The following is a 23624-nucleotide window of genomic DNA, read 5'->3' as shown; positions in this document are numbered from 1 at the left end:
CGCCGTCTTACTCCACCAAGTCAGATAGGCAATAGGGGACAGCACCATCGTGCACAATAGCGAGTGCCTGGGTAGCCCGTGTCATAGCCACAAAAAGATCATTGAGGCCTTGCGGCGACGCTTCCACCATTCCAACTGGGTCTGCAATAATCACGTAATCGAATTCAAGTCCTTTAGCATCCTGCACTAGTGAGACTGCTGCATCTAGCACTGTTCTGTCTAGTATTGTTGTGTCCATTACTGCTTGCAGGTCACCCATAACGGCAGGGGAGACAAGAATACCGCAGGTTCGTTTTTCGCCAGGATGAAAGTTTTGCATGTGGTGAACAGTCTGTTGGAGCACCACTAGCCAAGTATTATCAGCGCGATCAATAAGTTCCACATCGTAAGCGGATCTGCGAATAGAGCGGGGCTGCTGTGCGGTAGGGTTAATCTCCGCTAGCACGCCACTGCTTGCCTCCATAATTTGGGCAGGTGTGCGGTAGTTAACGGACAGTGTGAAAGAGCGCCAACGGTTTTTCACATAGGGGGAGAGAGCATCCTCCCAACGTTCCACTCCTGCCGGATTAGATGTCTGTGCAGTATCGCCGACAATTGTCATCCAGCGGTTGGGGGAGCGGCGCATCACCATTCGCCACGCCATAGGGGAAAGCTCTTGTGCCTCATCAATAATGACGTGTCCGAATGCCCATTCGCGATCCTGTGCGGCACGTTCTGCTGTCGTCAGAAATTCTTGATGGGAATGGCGGTCAGCAAGATGATGCGCATCAATAATGTCGTAGGCAGCAAGAATTTCACTGTCTGATTCGTCCTCGAACTCCATAGATGCAGAGGCTTTGAGAATATCGAGAGCGTCCTGTGCGTCTTCCACCATCTGCTGCCAATTTTCACCTCCGGCGGTAGCTTTCCGCGGCCGTGGTGGACGGCCCAGCTGCTCGGCTGCTTCATCAAGTAGCGGCACATCGGGAACAGTAAACGGACTATCTTTGGCACGTAGAAGATAGTCCACATCGTCGTCTGACAATATAGTGTGGCTTGCTTCCTCTAGATGCCGGCGATCTGTTAGTAAACGTTCTACTACTTGTGGAGCGGTAAGGATAGGCCAATTGTCTTCTACAAGTGCTTGCACCTCAGGAGAATTCAAAAGATCTTCAGTAAGGTCAGCGTAATCAGATGCGGACAACAGGAGACCAGGACGATCCGGCTGCGTTGGATCAGTACCAATTTCCGCAGCATAGGCATTCACAATTTCTTCTACGAGCTTATCGTGGAAAATTTGGCGGGCACGATTATGCGGGCGACGGCTGGCACGTGCCCGTCCGCGGGCGCGTCGTGTCATTTGTGGAGTAACTGCGAATGGGGTGCCATCAACGCGAATGGTAACGGGCTCTGCTAAAACTGTCTGCCAGGCGCGGATAGCCTGCTTAATAATATCCACCATCAGCAGTGATCCCTTTATTTCCTGGGCTGGCAGGCTATCGTCAGCACGCGCAGTTATTCCCGGAAACATATCGCCCAATGTCATTAAAACAACGCCAGTTTCTCCCAGAGAAGGAAGAACATGGTTAATGTAGCGGAGGAAAGTATCATTCGGCCCAATAATGAGGACACCAGAGTGTTCCAGTACCGTGCGGAATGTGTAGAGAAGATAAGCTGCCCGATGCAGCGCAACTGCTGTTTTGCCAGTACCAGGTCCACCTTCTACGACAACAACGCCACGATGCTCACACCGGATGATTTCGTCTTGTTCGCGTTGGATAGTAGCAACGATATCTGTCATGTAGTCGCTACGAGGGGCGTTGAGGGCTTGCAGAAGAGCGGATTCAGAGGCCACTCCTTCAGTAGTGTTGTGCGGATCAGGATAGCCAGCGGGGGTTTCTCCATGGGTGAGAAATTCATCCGACAGGGAAGTCAGATTCTGTCCAAGTGAATGGATAGTGCGCCGCCGCCATACTCCTTCAGGGCGCGCCGTTGTCGCTAAATAATATGGGCGGGCTAGGGGAGCTCGCCAATCTACTAATACTGGTGTGCAGTCGTGGTGAGTATCTAGTAAACCCATCCGGCCGATGTAACGAGTAGCTTCCGCTTCCCCTTGAGAATTATCAATAGCGGCAGGCACGATATCAATACGCCCAAAACACAGTCCAGCCTGCGATTCATCAATGGCACGAATCTGTGACGTATAGAGAGCGTTATATGATTCCCGTTCACTCCTCGCTTGTGGAGTGCCACCCGACTGCGCCATAACAGACTGTAATTTCGCCACCGCTGCGGCACGTTCTGCCTCAGCTAGTTGATAGACTGCGGCTAAGTGCTGTTCTTCGGCTTCCCACGAATCGGGCAGGGGGAGAGGAACCGGCACGTAAACACTCCTAACAGAAAAATTAAGTAATGGGGTACACCATTATTCCAGAAATAGAATGATTTTCCCTCTACAGAACAATCATGTCAGGCTGTGTAATAGGGGCTGTGTGTGGGCTGTAAGCGAATACACCAGGGCTGCGGTTGACGATGTCATTACCATAAATAGAGAAACGTGAAGAAGGAGCATAGATGGCGGAGCGCCTGGTCGTGCGTGGTGCACGGGAGCATAATCTCAAGGGTGTTGACCTCGATTTACCTCGTGATGCTTTTATCTGTTTCACGGGGCTTTCTGGATCCGGGAAGTCATCGCTTGCTTTCGACACTATTTTCGCGGAGGGACAACGTCGCTATGTGGAATCGCTTTCTGCCTATGCACGGCAGTTCCTTGGGCAAATGGATAAGCCAGATGTAGAAATTATTGAGGGCTTGTCGCCGGCTGTTTCCATCGATCAAAAATCAACTAACCGTAATCCGCGATCCACAGTTGGAACCATTACCGAAATCTATGACTATTCCCGCTTACTTTATGCGCGTGCCGGTACTGCGCATTGTCCAGTATGCGGGGCAGCGATTTCTCGACAAACACCGCAGCAGATCGTGGATCAGATTCTTGCGTTACCGGAGCGAGAGAAGTTTCAAGTTCTTGCTCCGGTTGTACGAACTCGAAAAGGCGAGTTTCAGGATCTTTTCAGCCGACTACAGGGGGAGGGTTTTGCTCGTGTCCGGGTGGATGGTTCAGTCTATCCATTGAGTGATCCTCCTACTTTAAAGAAACAAGAGAAGCATGATATTGACGTTGTTGTCGATCGTCTTATGGTGAAGGCGTCGGCGAAGCAGCGTCTTACAGATTCTGTAGAAACAGCTCTGCAGCTTGCTGATGGCATTGTCGTTATCGAATGTGTTGATAGGTCGGAGGATGATCCGGATCGGGTGATGCGCTTTTCGGAAAAGATGGCGTGCCCGAATGGTCATCGTTTGGAAATTGATGAATTAGAGCCGCGTTCTTTTTCTTTTAACTCTCCCTATGGTGCGTGCCCAGATTGTGATGGGTTAGGGTCGCACATGAAACTCGATCCGGAGCTTATCGTCCAGGATGGGGATAAGAGCCTGGCTGAGGGGGCAGTTCTTCCATGGGCGTATGGCTCTAACCAAAGTTATTTCCAAAAGTTATTGAGTGGTTTGGCGGATGCCATGGGGTTTTCCATGGATACTCCGTGGGATAAGCTCACGGCTGCGCAACGTAAAGCCGTGCTTTATGGGTCATCTCATGAAGTACATGTGAGCTACAAGAATCGTTTTGGACGCCGCCGTAGTTACACAGCGCCTTTTGAAGGTGTTATTCCGTACATTAATCGTAAGGTGGAATACACAGAGTCGGAGAGTCTCAAAGAGCGCTATCAGTCATTCATGAGACCTGTTCCTTGTGAGACGTGCCATGGTCGTCGACTGCGTCCAGAAATTCTTGCTGTTACTTTGGCAACGGAGGATGGCCGCGAATTCAACATTTCAGAGATAACGGATCTTTCTATCTCTGACTGTTTGGAAGTAGTGAACCATCTTCGTCTTGGCACTCGGGAAGCTGCTATTGCCAAAAGTATTCTTAAGGAAGTACGTGCACGTCTGCAATTCCTTCTTGATGTCGGATTGAATTATTTAACGCTTTCTCGTCCAGCGGCTAGTTTGTCCGGCGGTGAGGCACAACGTATCCGGTTAGCAACACAAATTGGTTCGGGTTTAGCTGGTGTGCTGTATGTGCTTGATGAGCCCTCTATTGGTTTGCATCAGCGTGATAATCGTAAACTAATCGCTACTCTAAAACGCTTGCGGGACCTCGGAAATACTCTCATTGTGGTGGAGCACGATGAAGAGACTATGCAGGAGTCGGACTGGATTGTTGATATAGGTCCAGGAGCTGGTGAATTCGGTGGGGAAGTTATCTATTCAGGTTCTTATGATGGCCTTTTGAAGGTAGAGAATTCCCTTACTGGCGCGTATCTTTCCGGTCGTCGTTCAATAGCCGTTCCGGCAGTACGTCGTCCGGTAGATTCAGAGCGTGTTTTGAAAGTTGTGGATGCGCGGGAGAATAATCTTCAGCATATTGATGTGGAGTTTCCATTAGGTGTATTTACTTGTGTCACAGGTGTTTCTGGGTCTGGTAAATCTACATTAGTCAATGATATTTTGGCGACTTCATTGGCAAATGACCTCAACCGTGCACGGCAGGTTCCAGGTTCTCACAAGCGAATTGAAGGGCTGGAGTATCTCGATAAACTCGTGCAGGTAGATCAGTCTCCTATTGGACGGACGCCGCGTTCGAATCCCGCTACATACACTGGTGTTTTCGATAAGATCCGGAATCTTTTTGCGGCTACTCCTGATGCAAAGATGCGTGGATACAAGGCTGGTCGCTTCTCCTTCAATGTGAAGGGAGGCCGGTGCGAGGCTTGTCATGGTGACGGAACAATCAAGATTGAGATGAACTTCCTTCCGGACGTCTATGTTCCCTGCGAAGTGTGCCATGGGCAGCGCTACAACCGAGAAACTCTAGAAGTGCGGTACAAGGGTAAGAACATTGCCGAAGTACTCGATATGCCTATTGTGGAGGCGGCAGAGTTTTTTAAACCCATCACTAGTATTCATCGTTATTTACAGACACTAGTTGATGTGGGACTTGGCTATGTTCGCCTAGGACAACCTGCAACCACTCTTTCTGGTGGTGAGGCACAACGCGTCAAATTAGCTACTGAACTGCAGAAACGTTCCACGGGTAGAACGGTGTACATCTTGGATGAGCCAACTACTGGTCTACATTTTGAAGATGTCCGCAAGCTTCTTGAGGTTCTTAATGGACTGGTAGACAAAGGGAATACCGTTATCGTTATTGAACACAATCTCGATGTCATTAAGTCGGCAGATTGGGTTATTGATCTTGGTCCGGAGGGTGGCTCTGGAGGCGGTCGTGTGGTTGCGGCTGGCACTCCAGAAGATGTTGCTCGTGTTCCGGAATCCTTTACAGGGCAGTTTCTTGCGGAGATATTCGCGAAGTAACTGTAGAGGTGTTCCTCTGGGGTGACTTGGTAATCTTCGGTCTTTCCAGTAGGATTACTAGCAAGACCGTCTGAAATAGTACTTCAGAAGACTATTCCAGAAGTAAGTGGAGTTCCATCCCACCAGTCGACGTTAGGTTTAATCCTAATTGTTTCCTGGTTCGTTAGGTTTCCTAGGCGTACTGTTTGGTGCGTAGCGGAATAATGACGTTCGATGGACCCTGCGGGTAAAGAAACCGCAGGGTTTTTTCGTGGGCTTATGGGGCGATCACTTCGGTCAGCAGAATCCGACACTATTGAGGAGTCCCCATCAGCAATCAAGACGCCCGCATCAATGAGCGAATCCGTGTTCCCGAAGTCCGTCTCGTAGGCCCCAATGGGGAGCAGGTGGGCATTGTTCGTGTGGAACAGGCTCTCAAGCTGGCGTACGAAGCTGACCTTGACCTAGTTGAGGTTGCTCCCAATGCTCGCCCGCCGGTGTGCAAGATCATGGACTACGGCAAGTTCAAATACGAGGCTGCGCAAAAAGCACGTGAGGCTCGTAAGAACCAGCAGCAGACTGTGGTTAAAGAGCAGAAGCTTCGTCCCAAAATTGACGACCACGACTATGAGACCAAGAAAGGAAACGTTATTCGTTTCCTTAACAAAGGGTCCAAAGTCAAAGTGACCATTATGTTCCGTGGACGTGAGCAGTCACGTCCGGAGCTCGGCTACCGTCTGCTTGAACGTCTCGCTAATGACGTTGAAGAGTACGGTTTTGTTGAGTCTCGTCCTAAACAAGATGGCCGCAATATGACAATGGTTATTGCTCCCCACCGCGGGAAAAAGACTCGTCAGTCGGCTGGAGAACACTAACTCGTCCGTTAGTCTCCCGCCCAAGGATCCCCCGATCAGCCCTGATCACGAAAAGAACTGAGGAATAATGCCTAAGCAGAAGACCCATAAGGGAACCGCTAAGCGCTTCAAGAAGACTGGTAGCGGTAAGCTCACCCGGGAAATGGCCAACAAGCGCCACCTCCTAGAGCACAAGTCTTCCCGCCGTACTCGTCGTCTTTCCGGCACGACTGACGTCGCCACTGCAGACGTAAAGCGCGTGAAGCGTCTCCTCGGCTAGATCAATAAAACTAGCCGACAACTTTTAAGACTTTTACCCCCTAACAATCGACAGGATGACATCGTGGCACGAGTAAAGCGGGCAGTAAACGCCCAAAAGAAGCGTCGCACTGTACTAGAAGGTGCCTCTGGCTACCGCGGTCAGCGCTCTCGCCTCTACCGTAAGGCCAAGGAGCAGACCCTCCATTCAATGACATACTCCTACCGGGACCGTCGTGCCCGTAAGGGAGACTTCCGCAAGCTGTGGATTGCACGTATTAATGCTGCTGCTCGCCAGAATGACATGACCTATAACCGCTTCATGCAGGGTCTTCGTCTTGCTGGTATCGATCTGGATCGTAAGGTCCTCGCAGAAATTGCAGTTTCCGATCCTGCTGCCTTCACCGCTCTTGTGGATGCCGCTCGTAAGGCACTGCCGGAGGACGTCAACGCCCCCGCAGCCCAGTAGCAGTTAGGCTAACTGTGGCACATCACACTTCTGAACGACCCGTGGAGATCTTCACTGAACGAACTCCACGGGTCGTTTCTGCAGCTAAACTTCATCGTCCCGCACAACGTCGAAAAACAGGACAATTCCTTGCAGAAGGTTGGAATGCGGTCTCTGAAGCAATCCGCTACGGCGAAGTGGTGGACATATATGTTACTGAGGAAGCAGCAGAACGCTATTCCAGCACAATAACGAGCGCACTCGATCGACAACTACATGTGCACTACATCAGTCCGAAAGCAGATAAATTGCTGACGGATACGGTAACGCCTCCGGGTATTTATGCTGTTTGCTCTTCTGCTGTTACACGTCTTGCAGATGAACTAGACAGCAATCCTCATCCGCAGCTTGTCCTCGTCGGTATTGACACTAATGATCCAGGTAATGCGGGAACGATGATCCGTATTGCCGATGCATTCGGTGCAGATCTTGTTGTTTTTGCCGGGCATTCAGTGGACCCGGAAAATACCAAATGTGTGCGTTCTTCCGCTGGCAGTATTTATCACCTGCCAGTGTGTCGCGAAAGCGATACAGAAATTGCCTTAACCGCTTTACAAGGTTGCGGCGTGCAACTTCTCGCTACTGCTATGGATGGGGAAGTGAATCTTAATCATGCTGCTGATTTGTTGTCTCTCCCCACTGCGTGGCTAATGGGAAGTGAAGCACATGGTCTTGATCCAGCTGCTGCCGCGCAGGCAGATCACACTGTTTCTATCCCTATTTGGGGCCATGCGGAGAGTCTTAATCTGGCATCAGCTACTTCCATCTGCCTTTATTCATCGGCAGTTGCACAACAAGAGTGAATGCAGCAAGAGTGAATCTAGCCAGTCATGCATTACGCTAGAGGCTTGAAAGATATTTATTCCAAGGAGAATTATGACGCAGGAAAACCAGTCCGCAGATCTGAGTGAAGAAACACTCAACAGTTATGCTGAAGCCGCTGTGGCTGTGTTTGCCGCCGCGACTAACTTGGAAGAACTTGCTGCCGCTAGATCTACATATTTGGGTGAAAAATCTCCGCTCGCTTTAGCTCGCCGCGCACTTGGTACCATCGCCAAAGAAAAGCGTAAAGAAGCTGGTCGTGCCGTTAACATAGCGCGTGGTAAAGCAGAGAAGTGCTATGGGGTGCGTAAAGCTAGGCTGGAAGAGGAACATGCTGCGCAGCTTCTCGTTGCTGAAACTATTGATGTTTCGCAGCCTTCTACGCGGCAACCACTTGGGGCACAACATCCCATTACGATGATTGCAGAGCAGATCTCTGACATTCTCATTGCTATGGGATGGGAAATTGCGGATGGTCCTGAGGTGGAGAGTGAACAATTCAACTTTGATATGTTGAATTTCCTTCCAGATCACCCTGCCCGCACTATGCAGGATACTTTCCATATCGCTCCGGAAGACTCACGGATGGTGTTGCGGACGCATACTTCTCCGGTGCAGGTTCGTACTTTATTGTCTCGTGAATTGCCTATATACATCGGTTGCCCGGGACGTACATTCCGCACTGATGAACTAGACGCCACTCATACTCCCGTCTTCCACCAAATTGAAGGACTAGCAGTCGATAAAGGCCTCACAATGGCCGATTTACGGGGTGTCCTTGACCATCTCGCAAAAGCACTCTTTGGACCAGACACAAGAACTCGCATGCGTGCTAACTATTTCCCCTTTACTGAACCCAGCGCTGAGGTGGATGTATGGTTCCCCGATAAGAAGGGTGGAGCCGGATGGGTTGAATGGGGCGGCTGCGGCATGGTGAACCCGAATATTCTCTTAGCTGCCGGTATTGATCCAGAAGAATATTCTGGTTTCGCATTCGGGATGGGCTTAGAGCGTACCTTGCAATTCCGCAATGGTATTTCCGATATGCGGGACATGGTGGAAGGCGATATTCGCTTTACCCTTCCTTTCGGTATTCGCTCGTAAAATTACTTAGTTTCCTTATAAGACTTCACTTCACTCGCTTTTCGATCGCAAGGATGTGCCGTGTTCGTTCCACAAAGTTGGCTCACTGATACTCTCGACAAGTGCAACCCGGGATGGTCTGTTAGCACCGCAGACCTCGATGCTGGATTCGTCAAAGTCGGTTTTGAAATTGAAGGCGTCCCGCATCCCCTTCCTACTATTACAGGACCGCTGGTAGTAGGCCAGGTTATGGAGATTGAGGAGCTGGAAGGTTTCAAGAAACCCATTCGTTTCTGCCACGTTGACGTGGGTAACGAGAACGGTGAGCTACAGGAAATTATTTGTGGCGCACGTAATTTCAAACTCCATGATCTTGTTATTGTGGCGCTTCCCGGCGCTGTCCTACCAGGTGGATTCGAAATCAGCGCACGCAAAACCTACAGTCACATGTCTTGCGGCATGATGTGTTCCGCAACTGAGTTAGGTATTGAGCAGGACCATTCCGGCATCATCACATTGCGTCCTGGAACTGCTGAACCGGGGAGTAGTGCTTATCCACTGCTTAATTTGGATGATGCGGTTTTTGAAGTCAACATCACTCCAGACCGTGGTTACGCTCTGTCTTTACGAGGGCTCTCTCGTGAGATTGCTATTTCTTTCGGGCTTCAGTACCAAGAAATCGCAGTCGAAAAAGATCTGGGGAACAAGGGTGAGGCCTGGCCTGTCACTATTGAACCAGAGACAGGAACGCAGCGTTTCGTGGCTCGGCGGGTAACGGGCATTGATCCGCAGGCAGTGACCCCGTGGTGGATGCAGCGTCGTCTTCTTCTTGCGGGAGTACGGCCCATCAGTCCGGCAGTCGATGTCACTAATTACGTCATGTTGGAGCTCGGACAACCGCTGCATGCCTATGACATTGCTAAGCTGCAGGGCGATATTACTGTACGGTGTGCTCATGAGGGGGAGAAGCTCACCACACTAGATGGTGTGGAGCGCGAACTTTCGTCAGAAGATGTCGTTATTGCCGATGGATCCGGCCCTGTCGGATTGGCGGGCGTCATGGGAGGAGCCGCCACAGAAGTAGGTAACACCACAACGGATGTTCTCTTTGAAGCAGCGAATTTCGACTCACTGCACATATTCCGTACTGGGCGCCGCCACAAACTGAGTTCTGAAGCATCTCGCCGTTTTGAACGTAAAGTTGATCCAGCAGTGTGCCGTGCAGCAGCTGATCGTGTAGCCACCTTGCTAGTAGAAATTGCGGGTGGCACAGTAGAGCCTTTGCTCACTGATGCGGGTGAAGTGCCGTCAGTGGCTCCTATTCTCTTCCCCGCTCATCGGCCTAGTGACGTTGCTGGTGTGGATTATCCGGAGGGTACTGCCCGACGGCGTCTGGAACAGATAGGATGTCAAGTGGACAACGCTCCCGGTGAGGAAGGTGTGCTTACTGTTACTCCTCCAACCTGGCGTCCTGATCTGCAGATGCGGGCTGATCTTGTCGAAGAAGTTCTTCGTTTAGAGGGCTTAGAGCAGATCCCAGTGCGTCTACCGCAGGCACCGTCAGGTCATGGTCTTACACCGGAGCAGCGTCGTCGCCGAATGGTTAATAAAGCTATGGCTTACGCTGGCTACGTAGAAATTCTGCCTACCCCGTTCATGTCCAACACAGTGTTTGACGAGTGGGGTTTGCCGAATGATGATCCGCGTCGTCGTGTCACAAAAGTACTTAATCCGCTAGATTCTGACTACGGATGTTTAGCAACAACACTGCTGCCAGAAATGTTCGATGTGGTGAAGCGTAATGTTGCGCGTGGGCAACATGATCTTGGTCTTTATGGAGTGGAAGAAGTGTGCCTTCCCGATGAGACCACTAAACCCATGGCTATGCTGTCAACGGATAAACGTCCTTCCGATGCGGAAATTGTAGCCCTTCAGTCGGCTTTGCCGAAGCAGCCTATGCATGTGGCAGCTGTTCTTACTGGTTTACGGGATCAAACTGGTCCGTGGGGTAAAGGGCGTCCGGCAGATGTCTGGGACATTATTGAAGCAGTTCGTCAGGTGGGCCGTGCAGTAGGTGCAGAATTCCGTTTTGAGAAGGCGGAGCTATTGCCATGGCATCCGGGTCGTTGTGCTGCTGTTTACCTGGGTGACGAGTGTGTTGGCTATGCTGGTGAGATTCATCCGCAAATACTGGATAAGTGTGGTTTACCTGCACGTATGTGCGCAATGGAAGTGAATGTTTCCGCCTTGCCTACCGAATATAAGGGACAGTCTCCAGTTGTGTCGCCTTATCCGCCGGTCTATCAAGATGTGGCGCTTGTTGTGGCTAAAGATGTGCCGCAGGCTGATATTGTTGCAGCTCTTTATGAAGGTGGCGGAGATTTGTTAGAGAGCGTTAAGTTGTTTGACATATACGAGTCTGAACAACTTGGTGACGATAAACGCTCGCTTGCTTTTGCATTGAGTTTCCGGTCGACGGAGCGGACTCTTACTGAAGAAGAAGCTTCTGCCGCTCGCGATGCTGCTGTTGCAGTTGCTGCTGAGCGTTTTGGTGCTGAACTGCGTTCTCTCTAAGAGTTTTCCCTCAGTGCTTTCTCTGTGTTTTCTCTTGAGATATTTTTATTGCGGTAGAGAGGGCCGACAGTGGAATTTAATGGAATGATGTGTGCATGACCTTTATTCCCCGAGAAATTCCTCGTGTTCTTTCTATTGCTGGTACTGACCCCACTGGTGGCGCTGGTCTGCAGGCCGATCTTAAATCTATTGCGGCAGCTGGTGGCTATGGTATGGGTGTAGTGACAGCATTAGTGGCTCAGAATACGTGTGGTGTTCGTTCTGTTCACACTCCTCCGCTGAGCTTTTTGCAGGAACAGCTTGATGCTGTAGCAGATGATGTTGTTATCGATGCTGTCAAGATTGGCATGTTGGGGGATACAGCTATTACTCATGCTGTTAGTGAGTGGCTTCAGCAGGTAAAACCTCCTGTTATTGTGTTGGATCCCGTGATGGTGGCTACCAGTGGAGATAGGCTTCTCACAACTGATGCAGAGGTTGCTATGCGGGAGCTTGTCACTGCTGTTGGGGAGATAGCTGAGCTATCTGTTATTACTCCCAATGTGCCAGAGTTGGCTGTATTAGTAGGGGAGGAACAGGCCTCTTCTCTGTCAGCGGCAGTGCACCAGGGTGAACGTGTTGTGGCTATGACACGGGCTGCGGTGCTGGTAAAAGGCGGTCATCTTAAAAGCGAAACGATGACGGATACTCTTCTCCAGCGTGATACAGAGGCTGCTGTTTTTACGCATCCGCATATCGATACGAAGAATACGCATGGCACGGGGTGTTCTCTTTCGTCTGGTTTAGCGGTGCGTATTGCCCAGTCAGGGGATGTGGTGCGTGCTGCGCAGTTAACGACAGACTGGTTGTATGGTGCCATACTTCATTCAGATTTATTAGAGGTCGGTAAGGGACATGGTCCTGTTTTTCATGGTTGGGAAACGAGCCCTAGCTGTCTGTAGTCACTCTGTGGTCGCTGTTTATGCCTATTTTTGAGTATTAGGTGCGTTGTATGCGTGCTTTGGCAGAACGATAAATATGCATTATTTCTTGCATAATCTTGCACGATGATGAATAATCAAAGAATGAGCATAACAGTTGCAATTGCTGGAGCTACGGGATACGCAGGCTCTGAGATTCTCCGTCTTCTTCTTACCCATCCTGCTTACCAGAATGGCGAGCTTGTTATTGGAGCACTGTGTGCTAATAGCAATGCTGGTCAGAAAGTAGGAGAGTTCCATCCCCATCTTGCTCCGTTAGCCGACCGCATTTTTGCAGAAACGTCGATAGATACGTTAAGTGGTCATGACGTTGTCTTTATGGCTTTGCCGCATGGTCATTCCGGACCGCTTGCTAAAGATCTTGCCGAGGCGGCAAAATCTCGCGGGGAACAAGCTCCCATTGTTATCGATTGTGCTGCAGATTTTCGACTCCGCGATGATAAGGCGTGGGAAAAGTGGTATCAGTGTGCCTATCAGGGGGCATGGACGTATGGCCTACCAGAACTTCCTGGGCATAGGGACGCTATTTCTCATGCTCGTACTGTTGCGGTGCCGGGTTGTTTTCCCACTGGCGCCACTCTAGCCCTTTATCCAGCGGTACAAGCTGGGATTACCGCTGGAGATCTTTCCGTCGTGTCATTCTCGGGTACTTCTGGTGCTGGTAAAGGTGCCAAGGTCGCTAATCTGCATGCTGAAGTGTGTGGTTCTGTCAAGGCTTATAACGTTGCTGGTCGGCATCGGCACACACCCGAAATTTTGCAAAATATGCAGGAACTTACTGAGCAGGACATAACAGTCAGTTTTACTCCAGTTCTCGCACCCATGACACGCGGTATTCTCACGACTGCTTTTGCTACCACTACTAGTAGCCCCGAAGCAGTGCAGCAGCTTTATGAAGAGGCATACCGTAATGAGCCTTTTGTACAGGTACTGCCATATGGACAGCAGCCGCAGTCGAAATCGGTCATAGGATCCAATAATGTGCAAATTGCTGTAGATGTAGATACTGCAGCTAAACGCCTCGTCATTACCGCAGTGATTGATAATCTGGTGAAGGGTACCGCCGGGGCCGCAGTTCAATGCATGAACCTTATGTTAGGTTGGCCAGAAACTAGTGGCCTTTACACTGTTGGCCTTGCACCCTAACACTTTTGTTTTTTAGAGAAGGACAAGTAATTATGACCATCACTCGCACAGCTGGAGTAACAGCGGCGCAAGGTTTTCGAGCGGCTGGTGTTGCTGCAGGTGTTAAAAAGCATGGCGGTCTTGATATGGCCCTCATTGTTAACGATGGACCGCATCCTACAGCGGCGGGTGTTTTTACATCCAACCGTTTTAAGGCAGCACCTGTGCTGTGGTCGCAGGAAGTTTTGAAAAGTGGGGAATTACGTGCTGTCATTCTTAACTCTGGGGGAGCGAATGCTTGTACTGGTACAGCTGGTGTAGAAGATGCTAAAGAAGAGGCTATTCATCTAGCTCGCCAGCTTGCTGCCGCGGGTGTTTCTATTAATGCCGGGCAAATAGCTATTTGTTCAACGGGTGTCATTGGCGACCGGCTGCCCATGAAAGCTATTCGTAGTGGTATTGAGGCGCTACCGGAACTTCTGGGAGATTCGGCAGAAAAAGGGCTGGAAGCCGCAACAGCCATTATGACCACCGATACAGTTGCTAAACGCAGTGAATATGCTTCTGCCAAAGGTTGGAAAGTCGGTGGAATGGTCAAGGGTGCTGGCATGATTGCCCCCAGTTTGGCTACTATGCTGTGCGTTATCACTACGGATGCCATTGTTAATCAGATGGATCTGGAGTCTGCTTTACGTTTTTCTACCTCTCGTACTTTTGATCGTCTTGATGTTGACGGGTCTACATCAACTAATGACACTGTCATCGTTATGGCAAATGGGGCTAGTGGAGTCGTTGCGGATCAGACGGAACTAACAAAAGCAATTTTTGCTGTTTGTGATGATCTTGCAGATCAAATGATGAGTGATGCAGAAGGTGTTACTAAACGCTGCATTGTTACCGTCTCTGGTGCGAAAACTGAGGATGATGCTCTTACTGCGGCACGCGTTGTAGCCCGCGACAATCTAGTAAAAACAGCACTGTTCGGGGAAGACCCGAACTGGGGTCGTGTGGTAGCTACATTGGGTGTTGCACCTGTCCCCATGGATATTCTCAAAGTAACCGTTGCGTTCAACGGCAAAAAGGTTTTTGCACGTGGTGGGGGTTTGCCGGATGCACGAGATATTGACATGTCTGGTGACCGTATCAATGTTGATATTGATCTCGGTGTGGGGCGAGAGACGGCCAGCATACGGACAACAGATCTTTCACACGCTTATGTAGAGATCAATTCTGCCTATACCACGTAATGAATAATCAGAATTTATCGTTTCTACCACACAGCACAGTAAACAGTACAGTAAGAGGTTCCGAAGGTATTATGGATACTGAGGCCGATCAGGACGCGATTGAACAATCGCTGCATATCCCTACGTTGACACCGCAACAACGTGCCGCTGTCTATACGGAGGCATTGCCGTGGATTCAGCAGTTTGCTGGCAAGATCATCGTCATTAAATATGGTGGTAACGCTATGGTGGATGATCGTCTTAAAGCGGCATTCGCCAAGGATATGGTTATGCTACGGGCCTGTGGCGCCTATCCGGTTGTCGTACACGGAGGCGGGCCACAGATTAACTCCATGCTTTCTCGACTAGGGATAGAAGGGGAATTTCGCGGTGGCTTCCGTGTGACCACTGAGGAAGTTCTCGACGTCGTACGAATGGTGTTGTTTGGCAAAGTTGGCCGTGAACTTGTGGGGCTCATCAATAATTTTGGAGCTTACGCGGTGGGTATTTCCGGGGAGGACGCACAGTTATTGACGGCTCGTAAACGTACTGTCATGGTCGAGGGAGTTCCCACAGACATCGGTCTAGTTGGTGATATCACTGAGGTGAATCCCAACGCTATCTATGACCTTATTAACGCTGGTCGTATTCCCGTTGTCACTACCATTGCGCCTGATCCTGATGGGCAAGTATTTAACGTCAATGCTGACACAGCTTCTGCTGCATTGGCAGTGTCGTTAGGTGCTGAAAAGCTCGTCATGCTGACAGATGTTGATGGTTTTTACACGGATTGGCCGAATAAGGACAGTTTAGTAACGCGCATTGATACAAAGACGCTGCGTAGTCTTCTTCCATCTCTGGAATCTGGCATGGTTCCTAAAATGGAGGCCTGCTTACGTGCAGTGGAGGGAGGAGTTCCCGCTGCGCATGTTATTGATGGCCGCATCGGACACTCTGTTCTGTTGGAGCTTTTTACCGAAGGTGGCATTGGAACTATGGTCACTCCTCCTGCGTCTGACGTGTAATCCATCTCCTTGAGTAATCATTGAGCAATATTTACTAGCTGTATTAGGAAGAACTTATGTCTACTGTTTCTCAGCTTTCACCTCTCCAGCAGGGGTGGAAAAACACCATGATGAATGCGTATGGAACACCGGCGTTGGGCTTGGTGCGTGGTGAAGGCTGCGTTGTCGAAGATGAGAATGGGAAAGAGTATCTCGATCTCTTATCTGGCATTGCGGTGAATAGTTTGGGGCACCAGCATCCAGCCATTATTGAGGCTGTGACGCAGCAGCTTCATACGCTTGGTCATACCTCGAATTTTTTCGTTCATCAGCCGGAAGTACAGCTTGCGGAACGTCTCGTGGAGGCGTTTAAGAGTGATCAGCCTACTCGTGTTTTCTTCTGTAACTCAGGTGCAGAGGCAAACGAAATAGCGTTTAAACTATCGAGGCTTACTGGACGTCGGCGCATTCTTACTCATTTAGATGGCTTTCATGGCCGTACTATGGGGTCCCTTGCGCTTACTGGGCAGGAGAAGAAACGTGCCCCGTTTGAACCCATGCCACCGGGAGTGGAGTATTTCCCTTTCAACGATTTTGATGCTTTACAACAGCTAGTGGAGAAGGACCCACATAATACTGCTGCCGTGATGATCGAGCCGATCATGGGCGAAGCTGGAGTCATGGTTCCAGATGCAGATTATCTTGCGAAGATCCGCGAGTTAACGCAGCGTTATGGGATCCTCATGATCTGTGATGAAGTACAGACAGGCGTTGGGCGGACTGGTGATATGTTCTGTTCCCGTGCACAGGGAGTTATTCCAGACGTTGTCACTCTTGCTAAAGGGTTAGCAGGTGGTTTCCCTATTGGCGCAGTTTTAGCTACTGGTCGTGCTGCAGATTTCTTCCAGCCGGGATCACACGGTACTACTTTTGGTGGTAATCCCTACTCCTGTGCTGCTGCGAATGCTGTTCTTGACACTATTGAGTCTGCGCATCTCTATGAACATGTGCGTGCTATGGGAGAGCGTTTCCGGGGTGGCCTCGCTGACATTCACCATTCGCTTATCAGAGAGATCCGTGGACGTGGCCTTCTGATCGGCATTGAGCTTACTGAGGCTGTTGGACCCTACGTAGAACAAACTGCCCGCGAAGCTGGTTTTATTATCAATGCTGCCCGTCCGCAGGTACTTCGTATCGCTCCACCGCTGGTTATCAGCGCAGAGCAGATTGATGCTGCAGTTGCGGCATTGCCTGGAATTTTAGAATCAGCGCAAACCCTCTACACAGCCCGTTGCCAGGCTTGTAAATAACCTATTCCTCGTTACTGACCGTTTTTATCTGCTAATCAAGGAGAACTACTGCATGTTGCGCCATTTTCTTCGCGATGATGATCTCACTCCCGCGGAGCAGCTCGAAGTCCTCGAACTTGCTGACGCATTAAAAAAAGATCCCTATTCAAGCCATATGCTTGCAGGGCCACAGTCTGCTGCTATTCTCTTCGACAAAACTTCTACACGTACCCGTTTTTCTTTTGATACTGGGGTGGCCCAGTTGGGCGGCAATCCCATTGTGGTAGAAGCTGGCGTTACACAAATAGGTAAAGGCGAAACTATCGCCGATACCGCCCGCGTGTTTTCTCGCTTTGTGTCGCTTATTGTGTGGCGAACTTATGGGCAGGATCGGGTAGAGGATATGGCTGCGTCTGCTAGTGTGCCAGTCATTAACGCTCTTACTGACGATTGGCATCCTTGCCAGATACTTGCTGATCTGCAGACAATCCGTGAAAACTTCGGTAAAACGGAGGGGCTCACTCTCACCTATGTTGGTGATGGTGCTAATAATATGGCGAATTCTCTTCTTGTCGGTGGTCTTACAGCGGGAATGAATGTTCGTATTGGTGCTCCGGAGGGATTCACTCCTGGGGAGGATATTCTTGCTGCTGCCCGTCAGAGAGCGGAGCTTACTGGTACAGAATTCCTTATTACGAATGATCCTGTGGAAGCTGTTGCTGGAACTAACGTGGTTTACACCGATACGTGGGTGTCCATGGGGCAGGAAAATGATGGGCTCGATAGGGAAGGGCCGTTCCGTCCATTCCAAGTTAACGATGAGCTCATGGCGCACGCTGATAAGGACGCAATTTTCTTGCATTGTCTGCCGGCTTACCGTGGTAAAGAAGTGACCAATTCTGTTATTGAGGGTCCGCAGTCGCGAGTCTTTGATGAAGCTGAAAACCGGCTTCATGCACAGAAGGCCATTATGGTGTGGTTATTGGAGAAGCTTAATGACTGACGCATCTGTTGTCTCTACTAAAAATACTTTGGCAGGTACTCGAGCAGGTCGGCAGTCTCGCATTGTCAGTCTGCTGGTGGAACACCAAGTACATAGTCAACCACAACTGCTTGAGCTGCTGGCGGCGGAAGGTATTGTCGTCACACAGGCAACATTGTCAAGGGATCTTGATGAACTCGGGGCAGTGAAATTGCGTGCGGCAGACGGAGGGCAGGGGATCTATGTTGTTCCCGAAGATGGAAGCCCCGTTAAAGGTGTAGAGGGCGGTACTGCCCGTTTGTCGAAGCTTCTCAGTGAGTTACTTGTTTCAGCTGAGGCATGTCAAACAATGGTTGTTTTGCGAACACCTCCCGGCGCTGCTCATTACCTTGCCTCTGCGTTAGATAGAGCGAATCTTCCTGCTGTTGCCGGGTGTATTGCCGGTGATGACACAATTTTTGTGCAGACGCGAGCTCCTTTTGATGGGGTGCAGGTTGCTGCGAATTTCGCCCAGCTTATTGGAGAATCCGCGCAGTAGTTAGTTTCTACACTAAAGTTTCTGCACTCTTTTATAACTACAGATCAATGACTTTTTAGTCGATAATGGGAAGTGGACGTTTCGGCGTTCACCAAGGAAAGGAAATATTCATGCCAAAGCGTGTTGTACTGGCGTATTCCGGTGGTTTGGACACCTCTGTTGCTATTAGTTGGATTGGTCATGAGACGGGTGCTGACGTTGTCGCCGTTTCTATTGACCTAGGCCAGGGTGGAGAGGATATGGATACTGTCCGCCAGCGCGCTCTCGGCTGTGGTGCCGTAGAAGCTGTCGTGGTGGATGCCCGTGACGAATTTGCCGATGATTTTTGTCTGCCGGCTATTAAAGCTAACGCTTTGTATCAGAACCAGTACCCCTTGGTTTCCGCGCTTTCTCGTCCCCTCATTGTGAAGCATCTTGCTGCTGCTGCGAAAGAATTTGGTGCTGACGCTATTGCGCACGGCTGCACGGGCAAAGGCAACGATCAGGTTCGTTTTGAGGTAGGCTTCAACGCACTTGTCCCAGATGCAGAGGTTATCGCTCCTGTCCGTGACTATGCCTGGACTCGTGAAAAAGCTATTTCCTTTGCGGAGGAACACGGACTCCCGATTAACGTTACGAAGAAGTCTCCTTTCTCCATCGACCAGAATGTTTTTGGCCGTGCAGTCGAAACTGGTTATTTGGAAGACCTGTGGAATGCCCCCACGAAGGATGTTTATTGCTACACCGAGGATCCTAGCGTGAACTGGGCTGCTCCGGATGAGGTCATTATTTCCTTCAAGGAAGGCAAGCCGGTCGCTCTTGATGGTCGCCAGATGTCTTTGCTGGAGATTATTGAGGAACTCAATCGTCGTGCAGGCGCCCAGGGCATTGGCCGGATTGACATGGTGGAAGATCGCCTTGTCGGTATTAAATCCCGTGAGATTTATGAAGCTCCTGGCGCAGTAACCCTGATTCGTGCCCACCGCGAAATGGAAAACATCTGCATGGAGCGTGAACTCACTCGCTTCAAGAACCGTATTGAAGATCGCTGGACTGAGCTGGTATATGACGGTCTCTGGTACAGTCCGCTGAAGGATTCCCTAGACGCCTTCATTGCGGAATCTCAGAAGCACGTAACCGGTGATATTCGTCTTGTCATGCATGGCGGCAATATCAACGTGAACGGTCGTCGTTCTGATGAATCCCTCTACGACTTTAACCTGGCAACGTATGACGAGGGTGACTCGTTTGATCAGTCTCTTGCTAAAGGCTTCGTGCAATTGCATGGTCTTTCCAGCAAGATCAACTCCAAGCGTGATCAGCGTCTGTCCAACTAAAAATCTGTCTCTACTTTCTTGATAAGGATCTCCATGAGTTCTTCCCCCCGCCACGAGACTAATAAGGGATCTTTGTGGGGAGGGCGTTTCGCTGATGAACCTGCACAAGCGATGGCTCTTCTCTCTAAATCCACTCAATTCGACTGGGTATTGGCCCCCTATGATATTCGTGCGTCGAAAGCACATGCGCGAGTACTCAATCGGGCGAATCTTCTGTCTGATGAAGATCTGGCCACTATGCTGGCGGGGCTTGATCAGCTCGCTGCGGATGTGTCCTCTGGGGTTTTTCAACCTGCGGAAGATGATGAGGATGTTCATGGAGCACTCGAGCGAGGTCTTATCGAGAGAGTAGGACCCCAGGTGGGGGGACGGCTACGCGCTGGCCGTTCTCGAAATGACCAGGTTGCCACCCTCTTCCGCATGTGGGTGCGTGATGCACTTCGTCGTGTGGGGGTAGAAGTTTTAGGCCTGGCTGATGCTCTTGTGGCGCAGGCGGATGCCCACATGGGCGTCATTATGCCGGGTAAGACTCATTTCCAGGCTGCACAGCCAGTGCTTCTTTCCCATCAGTTGCTGGCTCATGTGCATCCGCTTTTGCGGGATATTGACCGTCTTAAAGACTTAGATCGGCGTACCGCTATTTCCCCTTACGGTGGTGGTGCTTTAGCTGGTTCCACCCTGGATCTTGATCCTGAAGCAATTGCGGCTGAGCTGGGTTTTGCCGATGCCGCGGATAATTCTCTAGACGGTACTGCCGCTCGTGATTTCGTATCGGAGTTTGCCTACGTATTGGCGCAGATTGCCGTTGATGTTTCTCGTTTGGCTGAGGAAATCATTGCCTGGTCAACCCCCGAGTTTGAGTATGTCACGTTAGCAGATGCATGGTCTACCGGTAGCTCGATTATGCCGCAGAAGAAGAATCCTGATGTGGCAGAGCTAGCACGTGGTAAAGCCGGGCGTCTCATCGGCAATTTGTCTGGTTTGATGGCCACATTCAAAGCTCTTCCGCTCGCCTATGATCGTGATCTGCAGGAAGATAAAGAGCCTGTTTTTGATTCCGTCGCACAGTTGGAGATGACGCTACCTGCTATGGCAGGTTTGGTGCGGACTCTTGTCTTCCACGAAGATCGCATGCGTGAGCTTGCCCCACGTGGCTTTACACTTGCTACCGATATTGCGGAGTGGATGGTAAAACAAGGCGTACCGTTCCGTCAGGCGCATGAAGCTGCCGGTGGCTGCGTCCAGATTGCAGAGCAACGTGGGGTAGAGTTAGCTGATCTTACTGATGCGGAGTTTGCTTCTGTTGATCCTGCATTAACTCCAGAAGTGCGGTCTGTTCTCACTATCGAAGGATCGGTGGCATCACGGAAGACTCGTGGTGGTACTGCAGAACCTCGGGTACGGGAGCAGCTTGAGCGCGTGAAGAACATCATCGCTAGTGATATCGAGTTTGTTCAGTCGAGCACTATTCCCGCTGAGTAACTGATCTATAAAGTGTTTGCAGACTGAAAGAAATACTATGGCTACTGAAATTGATCCGGATTTGCTCCGTATTCTCGCCTGCCCAGAGGATAAGGGGAGTGTGCTCTATGTGCCCGGAGAGTGCATCTATAATCCGCGTTTGCATAAGGCGTATCCCATTCGGAAGGGTATACCTGTCATGTTGATGAGTGAAGCGACCGAAGTTTCAGATTCTGAACACGAACGTATTATGGGAATCGCTATCGATCCTCGTGCCTAGAGAATACACGAGTGTCGTATCCTGCCCATCACTATAAGGAGAAGCCAGTAATGGAGAACATCATTGATGAACTAATGTGGCGCGGACTGATTCAACAGTCCACCGACATCGACGAGATGCGTGCCGCTATCAACGATGGGCCTATTACTCTTTATTGTGGTTTTGATCCGACGGGGCCTAGCTTGCATGCTGGCCATCTCATTCCTTTGTTGCTCCTTCGTCGTTTCCAGAAGGCCGGTCATCGTCCAATTGTGTTGGCTGGTGGGGCTACTGGCCTTATCGGAGATCCTCGCGAAGTAGGCGAGCGAGTTATGAACTCGGAAGATACTGTTGCCGATTGGGCTGAGCGTATCAAGGGGCAACTGGAGCGGTTTGTCACGTTTGATGACTCCGCAACTGGTGCAATTGTAGAAAACAATATGCATTGGGTAGGGGAGATGTCTGCTATCGACTTTCTTCGGGGACTTGGTAAGAATTTCTCGCTTAACACCATGTTGTCTAGAGAGACGGTAAAGCGGCGTCTGGAAACTGATGGTATTTCGTACACTGAGTTTTCTTACATGATTCTGCAGGCAAATGATTTTGCTGAGTTGAATCGTCGTTATGGGTGTACACTGCAGGTAGGTGGCTCCGACCAGTGGGGCAATATCGTGGCTGGGATTGATCTCAACCGTCGCGTTAATAATTCCAAAGTGCACGGTATTACGGTTCCGTTGGTTACGAGCTCTGACGGTAAAAAGTTCGGTAAGTCTACTGGTGGCGGTTCACTCTGGCTAGATCCAGAGATGACGAGCCCGTATAAGTGGTATCAGTACTTCCTCAATACCAATGATGCGGATGTTATTAAGTATCTGCGTTGGTTCACGTTCCTTACGAAGGAGGAATTAGACGAACTTGCTGCGGAAGTGGAGTCGAACCCTGGTGCACGGCAGGCGCAGCGTCGTCTTGCTGATGAGATGACAACGCTTGTGCATGGCGAAGATGTTACTGCGGCAGTGAAAGCGGCAAGTGCTGCACTCTTTGGTAAAGGAGATCTGCGGGCGTTAGATGCCAATACGTTGGGGGCGGCACTGCAAGAAGCCGGTTCTATTGAGATTAATAAAGATATGAATCCGACAATTATTGATCTCATGGTCGAGACAGGCTTGTGTAAATCTAAGGGTGAAGCGCGCCGAACTCTGAAAGAGGGCGGTTGTTCCGTTAACAATGAGCGTATTACTGATGAGGCATGGATTCCTGCAGGTGCCGATTTGCTACCGGGGAATTGGTTGCTAGTACGTCGAGGTAAGAAGAATATGCGCGGAGTGCATATTAACTAAGTTCATGAGCTGTATTAGGAAACCCATCCAGCATTGCCTGGGTGGGTTTCTTTGTATTTGATGGAAGGTCTCAATTGAGAAAAGAAGAGAATTATTTATCTATACAAATATATTCTTTATATATTAGAGATAATCTCTATATTTATCGTTAAAAGTGGTACAAAATCGAATATATTACATATCTAATGAATATAGTATACGGATACTATGTATACAGTTTTAATACTTAGTATTTATATAGTTTGTTATTTCTTACTCTGTAAAACACGTGAAAATACCGTTTTAACAGGCGATTTGCTAAAGCTTACGGGGATGCGTAATCTTTAACAGGTCAGCGAGACGCGGACATCGACCCACCGAGGTAATCGGAATGGTGAACGAGGTTGGACGCGGGCTGATTCTTGCGGATACCTTTCCGTCTCGTACGAATCACCTCCACGGTGAAATGCGAAAATTGCGGTTCAGGATTTGACACTGATTCTGCTGAGGGGTAACTTAGAGAAGCGCTTTCCGCAGGAAGCACATGCTTTTGGTGGAGAGTGGGCATGTTGTTTGAGAACTCAACAGTGTATTGATTTTATTGAATGCCAATTTTTTCTGCACCTGACCCCCGT

19 protein-coding genes are annotated in these 23624 nt (G+C 50.0%); 18 read left to right on the top strand and 1 reads right to left on the bottom strand.

Annotation, left to right across the window (positions count from 1 at the left end; translation table 11 throughout):
• Positions 1-7 precede the first annotated feature (7 nt).
• Positions 8-2362, bottom strand: coding sequence for an ATP-binding domain-containing protein (locus QZV76_RS06040; RefSeq protein ID WP_290599039.1), 2355 nt, complete (start codon positions 2360-2362; stop codon positions 8-10).
• A 191-nt stretch (positions 2363-2553) separates the two neighbouring features.
• Here QZV76_RS06040 and uvrA point away from each other — a divergent pair, with 191 nt between their 5' ends.
• The 18 genes from uvrA (at position 2554) to tyrS (ending at position 23010) form a co-directional block, all read left to right on the top strand.
• Positions 2554-5412 (top strand): excinuclease ABC subunit UvrA, encoded by a 2859-nt coding sequence (gene uvrA / locus QZV76_RS06035; RefSeq protein WP_290599038.1) that lies wholly within the window; start codon positions 2554-2556, stop codon positions 5410-5412.
• Between the two features lie 308 nt (positions 5413-5720).
• A complete protein-coding gene (gene infC / locus QZV76_RS06030; RefSeq protein ID WP_290599061.1) occupies positions 5721-6266 on the top strand; it encodes a translation initiation factor IF-3 in 546 nt (181 codons plus the stop codon).
• A gap of 67 nt (positions 6267-6333) precedes the next feature.
• Positions 6334-6525, top strand: coding sequence for a 50S ribosomal protein L35 (rpmI, locus tag QZV76_RS06025; RefSeq protein ID WP_290599037.1), 192 nt, complete (start codon positions 6334-6336; stop codon positions 6523-6525).
• A 63-nt stretch (positions 6526-6588) separates the two neighbouring features.
• Entirely contained in the window at positions 6589-6972 is a 384-nt protein-coding gene (rplT, locus tag QZV76_RS06020; RefSeq protein ID WP_290599035.1) for a 50S ribosomal protein L20, read from the top strand.
• 41 nt (positions 6973-7013) lie between these two features.
• Entirely contained in the window at positions 7014-7814 is an 801-nt protein-coding gene (locus QZV76_RS06015) for an RNA methyltransferase (RefSeq protein ID WP_290599059.1), read from the top strand.
• A gap of 73 nt (positions 7815-7887) precedes the next feature.
• Complete coding sequence (gene pheS, locus QZV76_RS06010; RefSeq protein ID WP_290599034.1) at positions 7888-8937, top strand: phenylalanine--tRNA ligase subunit alpha; 1050 nt, start codon at positions 7888-7890, stop codon at positions 8935-8937.
• A 60-nt stretch (positions 8938-8997) separates the two neighbouring features.
• Positions 8998-11490: a phenylalanine--tRNA ligase subunit beta gene (pheT, locus tag QZV76_RS06005; RefSeq protein ID WP_290599033.1), complete on the top strand. Its 2493-nt coding sequence runs from the start codon at positions 8998-9000 to the stop codon at positions 11488-11490.
• A 95-nt stretch (positions 11491-11585) separates the two neighbouring features.
• Complete coding sequence (gene thiD / locus QZV76_RS06000; RefSeq protein ID WP_290599031.1) at positions 11586-12431, top strand: bifunctional hydroxymethylpyrimidine kinase/phosphomethylpyrimidine kinase; 846 nt, start codon at positions 11586-11588, stop codon at positions 12429-12431.
• 123 nt (positions 12432-12554) lie between these two features.
• Complete coding sequence (gene argC, locus QZV76_RS05995; RefSeq protein ID WP_290599030.1) at positions 12555-13616, top strand: N-acetyl-gamma-glutamyl-phosphate reductase; 1062 nt, start codon at positions 12555-12557, stop codon at positions 13614-13616.
• A 32-nt stretch (positions 13617-13648) separates the two neighbouring features.
• A complete protein-coding gene (argJ, locus tag QZV76_RS05990) occupies positions 13649-14842 on the top strand; it encodes a bifunctional glutamate N-acetyltransferase/amino-acid acetyltransferase ArgJ (RefSeq protein WP_290599028.1) in 1194 nt (397 codons plus the stop codon).
• 71 nt (positions 14843-14913) lie between these two features.
• Positions 14914-15846 carry an acetylglutamate kinase gene (gene argB, locus QZV76_RS05985; protein ID WP_290599027.1) on the top strand — a complete coding sequence of 311 codons (933 nt, stop codon included), beginning with the start codon at positions 14914-14916 and terminating at the stop codon, positions 15844-15846.
• Between the two features lie 56 nt (positions 15847-15902).
• Entirely contained in the window at positions 15903-17135 is a 1233-nt protein-coding gene (locus QZV76_RS05980) for an acetylornithine transaminase (protein WP_290599026.1), read from the top strand.
• Between the two features lie 52 nt (positions 17136-17187).
• Positions 17188-18117, top strand: a complete 930-nt coding sequence (gene argF / locus QZV76_RS05975; RefSeq protein WP_290599025.1) for an ornithine carbamoyltransferase — start codon at positions 17188-17190, stop codon at positions 18115-18117.
• Positions 18110-18634 (top strand): arginine repressor, encoded by a 525-nt coding sequence (locus QZV76_RS05970; protein ID WP_290599023.1) that lies wholly within the window; start codon positions 18110-18112, stop codon positions 18632-18634. Before argF ends, QZV76_RS05970 begins: the two co-directional genes overlap by 8 nt.
• 110 nt (positions 18635-18744) lie before the next feature.
• On the top strand, positions 18745-19950 hold the full coding sequence (locus QZV76_RS05965) for an argininosuccinate synthase (protein ID WP_290599022.1): 1206 nt from the start codon (positions 18745-18747) through the stop codon (positions 19948-19950).
• 33 nt (positions 19951-19983) lie between these two features.
• Positions 19984-21432, top strand: coding sequence for an argininosuccinate lyase (gene argH / locus QZV76_RS05960; protein ID WP_290599021.1), 1449 nt, complete (start codon positions 19984-19986; stop codon positions 21430-21432).
• Between the two features lie 37 nt (positions 21433-21469).
• Positions 21470-21691 (top strand): Trm112 family protein, encoded by a 222-nt coding sequence (locus QZV76_RS05955; protein WP_290599019.1) that lies wholly within the window; start codon positions 21470-21472, stop codon positions 21689-21691.
• A 50-nt stretch (positions 21692-21741) separates the two neighbouring features.
• Positions 21742-23010 carry a tyrosine--tRNA ligase gene (gene tyrS, locus QZV76_RS05950; RefSeq protein ID WP_290599017.1) on the top strand — a complete coding sequence of 423 codons (1269 nt, stop codon included), beginning with the start codon at positions 21742-21744 and terminating at the stop codon, positions 23008-23010.
• The last annotated feature ends 614 nt before the right edge of the window (positions 23011-23624 follow it).

Source organism: Lawsonella sp. (assembly GCF_011525565.1).
GTDB classification, from domain to species: domain Bacteria; phylum Actinomycetota; class Actinomycetes; order Mycobacteriales; family Mycobacteriaceae; genus Lawsonella; species Lawsonella clevelandensis_A.
This window is presented reverse-complemented; position numbering and strand designations above follow the sequence as displayed.

Coding starts and splice junctions, on each gene's coding strand:
- rpmI (WP_290599037.1), top strand. CDS start 6,334: ATGCCTAAGCAGAAGACCCATAAGGGAACCGCTAAGCGCTTCAAGAAG.
- QZV76_RS05980 (WP_290599026.1), top strand. CDS start 15,903: ATGTCTACTGTTTCTCAGCTTTCACCTCTCCAGCAGGGGTGGAAAAAC.
- pheS (WP_290599034.1), top strand. CDS start 7,888: ATGACGCAGGAAAACCAGTCCGCAGATCTGAGTGAAGAAACACTCAAC.
- QZV76_RS05955 (WP_290599019.1), top strand. CDS start 21,470: ATGGCTACTGAAATTGATCCGGATTTGCTCCGTATTCTCGCCTGCCCA.
- thiD (WP_290599031.1), top strand. CDS start 11,586: ATGACCTTTATTCCCCGAGAAATTCCTCGTGTTCTTTCTATTGCTGGT.
- argF (WP_290599025.1), top strand. CDS start 17,188: ATGTTGCGCCATTTTCTTCGCGATGATGATCTCACTCCCGCGGAGCAG.
- argB (WP_290599027.1), top strand. CDS start 14,914: ATGGATACTGAGGCCGATCAGGACGCGATTGAACAATCGCTGCATATC.
- uvrA (WP_290599038.1), top strand. CDS start 2,554: ATGGCGGAGCGCCTGGTCGTGCGTGGTGCACGGGAGCATAATCTCAAG.
- argC (WP_290599030.1), top strand. CDS start 12,555: ATGAGCATAACAGTTGCAATTGCTGGAGCTACGGGATACGCAGGCTCT.
- argH (WP_290599021.1), top strand. CDS start 19,984: ATGAGTTCTTCCCCCCGCCACGAGACTAATAAGGGATCTTTGTGGGGA.
- tyrS (WP_290599017.1), top strand. CDS start 21,742: ATGGAGAACATCATTGATGAACTAATGTGGCGCGGACTGATTCAACAG.
- QZV76_RS05970 (WP_290599023.1), top strand. CDS start 18,110: ATGACTGACGCATCTGTTGTCTCTACTAAAAATACTTTGGCAGGTACT.
- argJ (WP_290599028.1), top strand. CDS start 13,649: ATGACCATCACTCGCACAGCTGGAGTAACAGCGGCGCAAGGTTTTCGA.
- QZV76_RS05965 (WP_290599022.1), top strand. CDS start 18,745: ATGCCAAAGCGTGTTGTACTGGCGTATTCCGGTGGTTTGGACACCTCT.